Consider the following 10,462-nt stretch of genomic DNA (forward strand, 5'->3'; position numbering starts at 1 on the left):
CGCGGGAGCCGAAACAGTTCTTTGAGCACCGTCGTCGTGGCGAGACCGCCGAGCGCGAGTGCGATCGCAACGGCTGCTTGGGGGCGCGACAGCGACAGCGCCCCCGGAAACGCGGTACCGAACCAATACAGGAGGCCGAGGAGGCCGAAGACGAACCACACGTCGCCCAGCGCGGTGACGAGCGCCGCGATGATGACGACCGATTCGGGGAGCCCGGCGGCGATGTCGATGCCGCCGATACCACGGCTCATCGACGTTCGAACCGGTCCTTCAGCCGCCCGGGCAGCCCCGCAACCGTCAGCGTCGTCCCGACGACGAGCATCAGCGCGTACAGCCCGAGCGTCGAGAGCCAGACGACGAGCATGGCGAGGACAGCCCACCCACCCGGAAGGAAGTAAAAAGCCCCGAGTGTCATCAGGGTGCCGTACAGCAACACGAGATACGGCCCCCATCCGCGGGCCTTCCCACGACGGCTGCGGGCCCGGATGTAGCGCTTGAGGTCGCGCTCGATCTCCTCGCGGTGAACCGTTCGCTCGTCGATCCGGTCCTCGAAGCGGTCTAACTCGTCATAGAGCTGTTCGAGGTCCTCGCGGAGGTCCTCGGCCGATGCGTCGTCGTCTGGTCGATCACGTGTCATGGTTCCCTCGAGTAGTGTGGTCGGCTGTGGCGTCGCCGTCATCTGCGGTGTGACGCCGGTCCGTTTGTCGGCCCGTCCGGCTAACACGGCATTGAGGACGGCCCCCAATAGGAGAACGAGCCCCCCGAAGTACAGAAACGTCACGAGCAGGAGGACGCCGCCGATGACTCCGTATGCCTCATAGCTGCCCGCGACGGTCGCGTAAACCCGAAAGCCGGTCTGTAGCGCGGTCCACCCGACGGCGGCGAAGACCGCGCCGGGAAGCGCTTCGCTGATCGGAAGGTCGATGCCGGGGAGGACGTAGTACAGCGGCAGAAATGCGATTGTGAGGCCGGCGATGAGGCCGGCCGTCCCGACAGCCCCGACTGCCCGTCCCCCGACGACGGCCCCCCCGAGTCCGAGCCCGGCGATCGCTGCCCCGGCGACCACCGTCGCCGCGACGCTGACGCCGACTGCGCTGAGCGTGACGGCCGCGTTCCGGAGTTGCTCGAGCATCGATTCCGGACCGGGGTCGCCGTACACCTCAGAGAAAGCGATGTCGAGGCCGCGAAAGAGCTTCAGCCCCGACCAGAGAAAGGCGGTCAGCCCGAAGACGGTCGCGCCGCCGCGTCCGGCCGCACCGGTGAGGGCGTCGGCGAGCGCCCCGCCGGCCCCCTCTCCCAGACTTCGCGAGACCTCGGCGACCAGCGCCTCAACAACCTCGGTGTTGCCTAGAAGCGACGTGACGACGAGTGCGAGCAATAACAGCGGGATGAGCGAGATGAAAGCGTAGTACGCCAACCCCGCCGCGATGAACGTCACCCGATCGGAGCGCACGCCCGCGGCGACGCCGCGTGCAACCGTCACCGTCCGGTGGACGTACCCAGTCACGGCTCCGGGTACGAGGGACGCCTACATATAATCGGCGGGAACGGGCGATGCTCGGCGATCGAGCGCTCCAGCGGTGAATCAACGTACGGTGTGTCCGTTTTGAACTGGGTGTACGGTGTATCGGCTCTGAACTGGGTGTGCGGCGTGCCTCCACTACTTAAGATGCTATATTTCCCTCTTATAACCCGCTCGTGAGCCATACGTGCCTCCCGGTATAAGCGGGCTTCCGTGCCACGGCGGTATATATACCCATCTCCTGCATTCGGCTCTCTCAGCTATATGCGCGGCTCACAGTAGGTGGGCGCCCGCCAGCGAGACCGAACACCGCTCGGCGTCGTAGCCCGCATCGGAGAGGCCGCTGTCGAGGGCGAACACCGTCTCGCCGAGCATTGCCATGGACGCCTCCCCGCCGGCATCGGAAACATCGCGGACGACCTCCTCGACCTTTGGCGTCAATAGCCCCGCCTCGCGGCCGAACCGCCTGGAGGACGACATGAACGTCTCAAGAGTCGGCTCGGAGACGAGTGCCGACAGCGCCCGGTTGCCGGCCGCGGTCAGATCGTCGGTGTCGCCGGTGATGATCTCCTCGGTTGAGAGTTCGCCGAAACTGCGGTACTCGACGGATTGATGCTCCGGGACCCCGTCCATCGCGCCGTGGGCGGGCGCGCCGGGTTCGAGTCGGATCGGGACGCCGCCGCGGGCCTGGGCGACCACGTCACCGAGGCCGGTCCCAGCTTGGACCTCCGCGCCGTGTGCGATGGTGACGAGTTCGTTCTCCGAGAGTTCGCGCCCGAAGACGGCGTTCGTTGCGAGCGCGGTCCCGAGCGCCGCGGCCCCCGAGACGCCGAAGCCGGCCCCGAGCGGCAGATCGGTCTTGACGACGACGTGTGCGGTGGCCCGCAACGCCTCGAGAACCCGGTTGACGGCCTCGATCGTCGCCGTCTCGCCGTTGAGCTCGACCCCGCCGCCGGGTTCGAGCTCGACCGTGACGCCGTCGCCGATGACGAGGCCGGCGCCGCGGGAGCCGGCTTTCGTCGGGTCGTCGTCCGGATGGGCGCTAAAAAACCCCGTCACGTGGCCGGGGACGAACGCGCGCGCCGAATCTGGCATGAGATTATTTGCGGGACGGACCGTGTTAAATCTTCCAACTGACGCGTGACCGCCGTCCGGAACGACCACGGCACTGCTTCGAACCGCCGACGGTGTGGCCCGGAACGATCACGTAGCCCCCGTTTCGGACGATCACGCCACCGTTTCTGGCCGCTGACGTCCCCGCCGGAATGATAAACGGTTTTGACGTGGGTTGCTGAATAGTTCTGTAGTGAACGCCCGTGGCTGACCAGACACAGAACCCGACTCCCGGAGGCGCGTTGCTCGTCCCCGTCGGCGAGTCGGTAACGCTGCGGAACACGGTCGCACACGCGGTGGCAACCGCCGCCGAGGACGGCCTCAAGGAGGTCCACTTCGTTGCGCCGGTCGCACAGCATTTCATCGGCGATGCCGACCGGTCGACTCGCGAGGCCATCCGTGCGCTCCTCGATCGCATTTCGACGTGGGCAGAGGAAGACTCCCCCGAGGCGGACGCCCCGACGATCCGGACGGCCGTCATCGGCACGGATGAATACCTGTTCAGCCCGGATGATTACGCTGCGGTGCTCTCGGCGTACGCCGCCGAGCACGGCATCGAACGGATCATCATCGATCCCGAGTACAGCCCCGGCGGCAACGTCCCGCTGTTGCGGCCGATGGAGGTCGCGCTGGCGAAACGTGGCCTCGATGTCTCGGAGGCGCCCGGCAGTCGGCCCGTCCGCCGGTCGCGATTGGTGCAACCCGGCGGCGCGATCCAGTTCGGCCTGCTATTCGGCGTTTCGTTTCTGTTCTATCATCTGCTCGGTGGCTTCGCGGTCGTGACTGGCGACACTTTTGACTTCTACTACGAACTCGCGACGAGCACGCTCGTCGCCGGCATCGTCGCCGGCACGCTGTACACCGTCTCGCTCTCGGCGCGAACCCGCGTCCGAACGATGGCCGTCCAGGCGATCCGACTCGCGATCTACGTGCCCTACCTGCTCTACGAGATCGTGAAGTCGAACATCCTGATTACGATGATCATCCTGCACCCCAGACTCCCGATCGAGCCCCGTCTGACGCGGGTTCAATCGGCGGTCTGGGGCGGCCCTGCGCTGACCACGCTGGCCAACAGCATCACGCTCACGCCCGGGACGCTCACAATCAGGACGGAAGGTCAACACCTCTACGTTCACAGTCTTTTCGCGAGCGCCCGCGGGGGTATCGCCGATGGCGACTTAGAGCGTGCGGTCCGGTTCGTCTTCTACGGCCGCCGGGCCGCCGCGATTTCGAGCCCAGACGAACGCGGCGACTACACGGAACTTCAGGGGCCTGAAGCCGATGGGGACGCCCCGGATGGCTCCGAAGCCACGGAAACAGAAACGGTCAAAACGGAGGGCCGGTCGCCGTGATTCCCACGTCGTCGACGCTTTCGAGCGTCTTCCTCGCTGCCGCGGCCGCCCTCGTGGTGCTCGCCATCGTCGTCCTCTACCGCGCGGTCAAGGGTCCGACAATGCAGGATCGAGTCATCGCGGTCAACGTCCTCGGGACGAACACTGTCGTCATCCTCGCACTCTTAGCGGTCGCCCTCGACAGCGAATCGTTTCTCGACATCGCCTTGGTGTACGCGCTGTTGAATTTCCTCATGGCAGTCGCCATCTCGAAGTTCAGCGTCAAACGGGGGGATGTCATATGACCGATGTCCGCCTTGCCGCGATCTTCGTGTTGCTCGTCGGCGGGGTGTTCTTCACGTTCGTCTCCGCCGTCGGCGTGCTCCGACTCCCCGATGTGTACACCCGTGCCCACACCGCCTCCCAGACTGACACGCTGGGCGCGGGCCTCGTCGTGGGAGCGGTCGTGCTCGCCTACGGCGTCGAGACCGAAGTCATCAAGGCACTCCTGTTACTCGTGTTCATTTTCATCACTAACCCGACGGCCGCCCACGCGGCGACCCGCGCGGCGTACGAGGAGGGAATCGAACCGTGGACCGAGGGGGATGAGAGACGATGAGCGTGGTCGGCTTTGCCCTCGCGGCGTTCGTCCTCATCACCGCTGGTGCCACCGCAATGCTGCGTGACACGCTCGCGGTTATCATCGTGTTCGCCGCCTACAGCCTCGGCATGGCGCTTCTGTACACCCTGTTGCTCGCGCCCGATGTCGGCATCACCGAGGCCGCGATCGGGGCCGGCGTGACGACCATCCTGCTGCTCGTGACAATCACAAAGACGACGCGCCCGGCCGCCGAGGAGATATTCGCGGGGATCAACTGGCCCGCCGCGACCGTCTCGGCCGGGTTGGCGGCCGTCCTGCTTGCGATTATCGGATCGATCCCTGCCGGGAACTTCCTCGGCGGAACGACGCCTGTGACCGGCGCTGCGGGGACCCCCGGCGAGGGCGTCACCGGCCACTATCTCGCGTCGGCGTACCAACAGACCGGCGTCCACAACAGCGTCACGGCGGTGCTCGCCTCGTACCGTGGCTTCGATACGTTCGGGGAGGCGGTGGTTGTCTTCGCCGCCGGCGTCGCCGTCGTCCTCGTTCTGCATCAGGGTGATTTCATATGAGCGATATCGACGCCGACGCGGAGACGAGCGCGGAGGCTGACACTGACCTGGATTCGGATGCTGACTTCGCCCCCGATGCCGATGTCGAGTTCGACGCCTCGGACGTTCCCGACGCGGATACCAATATAAATGCCGGCATAAATGTCGAGTTCGACCCTGTTCGCCCCTACACAGAAAGCGAAATTATCATGACTACTGTCCGAATTGTCACGCCATTCGTGCTCACCTACGGGCTCTACTTGACCTTTCACGGCGCGAACTCGCCCGGCGGCGGCTTCCAAGGCGGAGCGCTTGTCGGCGTTGTCGTCCTCATGTTAGCGTTCGCGTTCGGCATCCAGCCGACCCGCGAGTGGGTCGGTAGCGGGCTGATGTCCGGCCTCGCGAGCGGCGGCGTCCTCGTCTTCGTCGGCGTCGGGTTGGGAACGCTCGCGCTGGGCGGGACGTTCCTCGAGTACGGGCTCTACGAGCCCTTCGTTGGCTCCGACGCGACGAAGTGGGGGATGGAGGCGATCGAGATCGGCGGCGTTTCGGCGATCGTTTCCGGCGTCATCATGGGGCTGTTCTTCCTCACCGCCGCCGGCTACGACTCCGAAGGGGGTGACGAGGCGTGATGCTAGCCGGCATCGCAGCGCTTCCCATGCCGAGCGTCACGCTCGCCGCGGAAGGGACGTTTCCGTTGGCCCTCGAAGCCCTTTCGACGCGGTACGCCTATGCGACGTTTGCGATCCTGTTTGCCACCGGGCTGTATATGATGATTGCAAGCCCCAATCTCGTGAAGAAGGTTATCGGATTGAACCTCTTCCAGAGCGCGATCTTCCTGTTTTTTGTCGCGATGGCGTACGTCCGGGGCGGGTCGGTGCCCGTCATACCGAGCGAGGGCGGCGCGGTCGGCGAGTACGCCAGCCCGCTGCCGCAGGTCATCGTGCTGACCGCCATCGTTGTCGGCGTCAGCCTCACCGCTGTCGCGCTGGCGTTGATCGTCCGGCTATACACCGAATACGGAACGCTCAATGAGAAGACGATCCGGGAGGTCATGAATGAGTAATCCCGAACTCGCGCTGCTCGTTGCGATCCCGATCCTCGCGGCGACGCTGCCTGTCATCGTCGGCCTGAAGTTCGATTCGATCGGCTGGCCGGTCGCCGCGCTCACGTCGCTCGTCGAGATCGCCCTCGCCGCCGCCGTCGTGGTGCGCGTCGCCACCGAGGGACGCTTCGTCCACTCCCTGGGAAACTACCCCCGCCAGTACGGCATCGAGTTGGTCGCCGACGGCCTCTCCGCGGCCATCGTCCTCTTGATCGCCGTTGTAACGTTCGCCGTGTTGGTGTACGCCCGCCGCAACGGCCCCCGGCGTAACCCCTTCTACACCGCGTACCTACTGCTGTGTGGCGGGCTGATGGGCATCGGCCTGACCGGCGACGTTTTTAATATGTTCGTCTTCCTTGAGATCGTCGGCTTGGCGACGTACGCCTTGGTCGCGACGGATCGATCGGGGCGCTCGGCGCTCGCGGCGTTGAAGTACCTCATCATCGGGACTGCGGGGGCATCGATGTACCTCGTCGGCGTCGGCTTCGCGTTCGTCGCTACCGGCACGCTGAATATGGTCGAGTTGGCGACGGCGATCCCCGAAACCGTCGGCTACTCGGACCCGCTCATCGTTGCTTCCTTCTGTTTCATCGCGGTCGGGCTCTCGGTCAAAGCCGCCATCTTCCCGCTACACACGTGGATGCCCGACGCCTACGCGGAGTCGCCCGACACCGTGACCGCCTACATCTCCGCGCTCGTCTCAACGCTCGGGGCGTACGCGCTGGCACGGCTCATCTACTCGGTGTACACCCCCGCGTTCTTCGAAGCGGTCCCGCTCGCGGGCGACGCCCTCGTGGCGTTCGCGACGACGAGCATCGTTGCCGGCTCGGTGTTGGCGGTGATCCAGCCCGACATCAAGCGAATGTTGGCGTACTCCTCGGTCGCGCAGTTCGGGATGATCGTCGCGGCCTTCGGCCTCGGGACCGAACAGGCCCTCCTGGGGGGCGTGATCCACCTCGTCGGTCACGGGCTGATGAAGGCGGGACTGTTCCTCGCAGTTGGTGTCATCGCTACCGCCTACGGCGTCCGGACCGTCCGGGAGTACGCCAACTTGGGATACCGCTCGCCCGTGACGGCTGCCGCGATGGGGCTGTCGTTGCTCGGGTTGGTCGGCATCCCGCCGTCGGTCGGCTTCCTCGGCAAGTGGTACATCGCCTGGGGAGCCATCGAGGCGGGCGCACCGATCGTCGCCGGCGTGATCCTTTTCAGTACGCTGTTGACGCTTCTGTACGTCGCTCGCCTGTTGGAGACGCTGTACTTCCGCCCCCCGGATGAGGCCACGGGCGCGGTGCCGGGTGCCGACGTCCGGCTGCTCTCCGACGGCGGCGACGGGGATGGCGCTGATCCGGCCGGGACGGATGCGCCGACGGCGGAGGCGGGTGAGCCGTCCCCAGCCGACGCCCGCCCGGTTTCCTTCGAGGCGGTGTTCGTCGTTGCCGCCCTCTCGATCGCCGCAGTCGCGCTCGGCTTCGCCGGCCCGGTGTTTGAAACGTTCCTCGACCCGTTCTTGGAGGCTGTACTATGATGGATAACTTCCCGCTGTACGCCGTGTTGATATCGTTTTTCGGGATGTTCGGCATCTTCGCGTCCCACCGCCACCCGAACGTCCGCGAGACGGTCACGATCGTTGTCGCGCTCGCGAAGTTCGGACTCGTCGCCGCGATGGTGCCCGGCGTCCTCGACGGCGAGACGTACGTCTTTTCCGCCGGCGAGTTCGTCGCCGGCATCGAGTTCGTCCTCCGGGCCGATGCCCTCGGAACCCTTTTTGCCACCCTCGCCAGCCTGCTGTGGATTATCACCTCTCTGTACAGTATCGGCTACATGCGCGGCCTCGACGAACACAGTCAGACCCGGTACTTTGCCTCCTTTGCGGCCTCGCTGTCGGCGACGATGGGGATCGCCTTCGCGGGCAACCTCGTGACGATCTTCGTCTTTTACGAGTTGCTCTCGATCGCGACGTATCCGCTCGTCGCTCACGACGGCACCGACGAGGCGCGCTCGGCGGGCCGCAAGTACCTTGCCTACACGATGTTCGGGGGGGGCGTCCTCGTGCTCGCAGGGACGGTGTTGGTCTTTTTCCTCGCCGGAACGGTCACGTTCACCCCTGGCGGTATCGAGGGGCTCGCCGAAGTCGCAAACTCGAACGAGTCGGCCGTCCAACTCGCGTACCTGCTGCTCGCCGTCGGCTTCGGAGTCAAGGCGGGATTGATGCCGCTACACCAGTGGCTCCCGACCGCGATGGTTGCGCCGACGCCCGTCTCCGGGCTCCTCCACGCGGTCGCGGTCGTCAAATCCGGCGCGTTCGGGGTCGCGCGCGTGACGCTGGAGGTTTTCGGCCCCGAGGTCGCGTATCAGATCGGGATGGGTGTCGCTATTTCGTCGCTTGCGGCCTTTACACTGCTCGCGGCGTCGTTCATCGCGCTTCGGAAGGACCACCTCAAACAGCGCCTCGCGTACTCGACGGTCTCACAGCTCTCCTACATCGTGTTGGGGCTCGGAATCTTCGGCCCGTACGGGTTGATCGGCGCGCTCCTGCATATCCCCGCCCACGCGTTCATGAAGCTCACGCTGTTCTTCTGTGCCGGCGCGGCCCACGTCGAGACCCACACCGATCATATCTCCGAGATGGCGGGGATCGGCAAGCGGATGCCGGTCGTCTTCGGCGCGTTCGCGCTGGCAGCCGCCGGAATGGCCGGCATCCCGCTGTTCGCCGGCTTCGTCTCGAAGTACTACATGCTCATCGGCGCGGTCGAGATGGGGTCGTTCGCGCCCGTGGGCTACTACTTGGCGGGTGCGTTGTTGGTCTCCGGCGTGCTCAACATCGCGTACTTTTGGCCGGTGGTCTACACGGCCTTCTTCGAGGCCGAGGCCGACCACGACGCGAAGCCGCTCGTCGACTATCGCCCCGGCGGCGAACAGCGCTCGACGCTCGTTTCCGCGGACGGCGGTGAGGCCCGAGACGATGGGGGCCGATCCTCGTCGGATGTCGCATCTGACGGCGGCCGCCCGGTCGACGACGCCGACGATGTGGACGGCGATAGCGAGGCCGATGCCCCCGCAGACGACGCCGACGATGCCGATATCGATCCAACGGACCTCCAGCCGGACTTCTCGGGTTCGCCAGGCGAACGCCGCGATTACGGCACGCCGGCGCCACTAGTCGAGGGAGAGTACGCGGTAGACAAACACCCGAGCGATCACACCGTGCCGGCGGACGAGACAGACGAATCCGATGGGGATACGGAGTCGGTCAAATCGTCGGACGCTGCCGGCCACGCAGACGCCACGGAGATGCCTGACGGCTCCACCGACGACCACGCCGCCGACATCGACGCCCACGACGCCCATCACGAGGGGCCACCGCCGGGCGGGTGGCAGCGGCTCTCGACCGCCGAGGCGCTCCGCGGCGAGGAGACGACATGGTTCATGCTCGGGCCGATCCTCGCGGCCGTGACGGGCGCGATACTCCTCGGGATCATCCCCTACGAACTCGGCTTTCTCGAGTTGATCGAGTTGATCGTCGAGGGCGCCCTCTCGGGCGCGGAGGTGCCGGCGTGATCGAATCGATCCCGCCGTTCGTCTACGTCGCGATCGCCGCGTTCGCGGTCGCGTTCTTTCCTCGACTCCTCGGCCACGCTGTCGCCGCGCTTGCGACCGCCGGGATCGGGGTACAGGCGCTGCTGCTGTCGAACGGTACCTACGTCGACACGCGGTTTTTGGGCTTCGACGTGGTCTTTCTCAACGTCGATGACCCTGCCCGTCTGGTCGCGGTCGCCGTTGCCACTCTCGCGACGGCGGCGGTCGTCTACGCCTACGAAACCGACGCCTCGCGGGTGATGACCGCCTTCGCGATGAGTTACGTCGCGGGTACTGCCGGTCTCGTCTTCGCGGGCGATTGGCTCTCGATGATCTTCTTTTGGGAGCTGATGGCCGTTACATCGACGCTTCTGGTGTGGCACCACGGTGGTGCGGCGGTCCGGGCGGGCTACCGCTACGCGCTGTATCACGGCACCGGAGGGTCGATCCTGTTGGCCGCCGTTGTCATCCACTTCGTCAGCGAGGGCTCGTTCCGCTACGCCGCGACGACCGGCATCGCCGATGCCGCCGCCCCAATCGCCGCGATCGGAATCGGTATCAACTGCGGGTTCATTTTCTTGCACTCGTGGCTGCCTGACACCTACCCGCGCCCCCACGTGGCCGCGTCGGTGTTCCTGTCGGTGTTCACCACGAAGACCGCTG

At 65.9% G+C, this 10,462-nt stretch carries 11 protein-coding genes and 1 pseudogene; 9 read left to right on the top strand and 3 right to left on the bottom strand.

Annotated elements, in window-relative coordinates; translation table 11 throughout:
- From ACI944_RS07230 to ACI944_RS07240, 3 genes and pseudogenes are all read right to left on the bottom strand, one after another.
- Nucleotides 1-251, bottom strand: a pseudogene (locus ACI944_RS07230) (PA-phosphatase); the annotation flags it as partial.
- On the bottom strand, nt 248-1,507 hold the full coding sequence (locus ACI944_RS07235) for a YihY/virulence factor BrkB family protein (RefSeq protein WP_411718381.1): 1,260 nt from the start codon (nt 1,505-1,507) through the stop codon (nt 248-250). The gene ACI944_RS07235 and the pseudogene ACI944_RS07230, both read right to left, overlap by 4 nt.
- 288 nt (nt 1,508-1,795) lie before the next feature.
- Entirely contained in the window at nt 1,796-2,617 is an 822-nt protein-coding gene (locus ACI944_RS07240; RefSeq protein ID WP_411718382.1) for a pantoate kinase, read from the bottom strand.
- Between the two features lie 221 nt (nt 2,618-2,838).
- Here ACI944_RS07240 and ACI944_RS07245 point away from each other — a divergent pair, with 221 nt between their 5' ends.
- From ACI944_RS07245 to ACI944_RS07285, 9 genes are all read left to right on the top strand, one after another.
- On the top strand, nt 2,839-3,987 hold the full coding sequence (locus ACI944_RS07245; protein WP_411718383.1) for a monovalent cation/H+ antiporter subunit E: 1,149 nt from the start codon (nt 2,839-2,841) through the stop codon (nt 3,985-3,987).
- The gene (locus ACI944_RS07250; protein ID WP_411718384.1) at nt 3,984-4,271 is read left to right on the top strand and encodes a cation:proton antiporter; all 288 of its coding nucleotides are present in this window, start codon (nt 3,984-3,986) and stop codon (nt 4,269-4,271) included. Before ACI944_RS07245 ends, ACI944_RS07250 begins: the two co-directional genes overlap by 4 nt.
- Nucleotides 4,268-4,585 carry a monovalent cation/H(+) antiporter subunit G gene (gene mnhG / locus ACI944_RS07255; protein ID WP_411718385.1) on the top strand — a complete coding sequence of 106 codons (318 nt, stop codon included), beginning with the start codon at nt 4,268-4,270 and terminating at the stop codon, nt 4,583-4,585. The genes ACI944_RS07250 and mnhG overlap by 4 nt, the downstream gene beginning before the upstream one ends.
- Nucleotides 4,582-5,139: a DUF4040 domain-containing protein gene (locus tag ACI944_RS07260; protein ID WP_411718386.1), complete on the top strand. Its 558-nt coding sequence runs from the start codon at nt 4,582-4,584 to the stop codon at nt 5,137-5,139. The genes mnhG and ACI944_RS07260 overlap by 4 nt, the downstream gene beginning before the upstream one ends.
- The gene (locus ACI944_RS07265) at nt 5,136-5,750 is read left to right on the top strand and encodes an MnhB domain-containing protein (RefSeq protein WP_411718387.1); all 615 of its coding nucleotides are present in this window, start codon (nt 5,136-5,138) and stop codon (nt 5,748-5,750) included. The genes ACI944_RS07260 and ACI944_RS07265 overlap by 4 nt, the downstream gene beginning before the upstream one ends.
- On the top strand, nt 5,750-6,184 hold the full coding sequence (locus tag ACI944_RS07270) for a cation:proton antiporter subunit C (protein ID WP_411718388.1): 435 nt from the start codon (nt 5,750-5,752) through the stop codon (nt 6,182-6,184). Before ACI944_RS07265 ends, ACI944_RS07270 begins: the two co-directional genes overlap by 1 nt.
- Nucleotides 6,177-7,748: a monovalent cation/H+ antiporter subunit D family protein gene (locus ACI944_RS07275; RefSeq protein WP_411718389.1), complete on the top strand. Its 1,572-nt coding sequence runs from the start codon at nt 6,177-6,179 to the stop codon at nt 7,746-7,748. Before ACI944_RS07270 ends, ACI944_RS07275 begins: the two co-directional genes overlap by 8 nt.
- Nucleotides 7,745-9,781 carry a cation:proton antiporter gene (locus ACI944_RS07280; protein WP_411718390.1) on the top strand — a complete coding sequence of 679 codons (2,037 nt, stop codon included), beginning with the start codon at nt 7,745-7,747 and terminating at the stop codon, nt 9,779-9,781. Before ACI944_RS07275 ends, ACI944_RS07280 begins: the two co-directional genes overlap by 4 nt.
- The coding region (locus ACI944_RS07285; RefSeq protein WP_411718391.1) for a proton-conducting transporter membrane subunit at nt 9,778-10,462 on the top strand (685 nt) is incomplete at its 3' end. The genes ACI944_RS07280 and ACI944_RS07285, both read left to right, overlap by 4 nt.

Source organism: Natronomonas sp. (assembly GCF_046710025.1).
Taxonomy (GTDB): Archaea; Halobacteriota; Halobacteria; order Halobacteriales; family Haloarculaceae; genus Natronomonas.

Excerpts from the sequence above, each read along its gene's own strand:
- ACI944_RS07240 (WP_411718382.1), bottom strand. The coding sequence starts at position 2,617 with ATGCCAGATTCGGCGCGCGCGTTCGTCCCCGGCCACGTGACGGGGTTT.
- mnhG (WP_411718385.1), top strand. The coding sequence starts at position 4,268 with ATGACCGATGTCCGCCTTGCCGCGATCTTCGTGTTGCTCGTCGGCGGG.
- ACI944_RS07260 (WP_411718386.1), top strand. The coding sequence starts at position 4,582 with ATGAGCGTGGTCGGCTTTGCCCTCGCGGCGTTCGTCCTCATCACCGCT.
- ACI944_RS07280 (WP_411718390.1), top strand. The coding sequence starts at position 7,745 with ATGATGGATAACTTCCCGCTGTACGCCGTGTTGATATCGTTTTTCGGG.
- ACI944_RS07265 (WP_411718387.1), top strand. The coding sequence starts at position 5,136 with ATGAGCGATATCGACGCCGACGCGGAGACGAGCGCGGAGGCTGACACT.
- ACI944_RS07270 (WP_411718388.1), top strand. The coding sequence starts at position 5,750 with ATGCTAGCCGGCATCGCAGCGCTTCCCATGCCGAGCGTCACGCTCGCC.
- ACI944_RS07275 (WP_411718389.1), top strand. The coding sequence starts at position 6,177 with ATGAGTAATCCCGAACTCGCGCTGCTCGTTGCGATCCCGATCCTCGCG.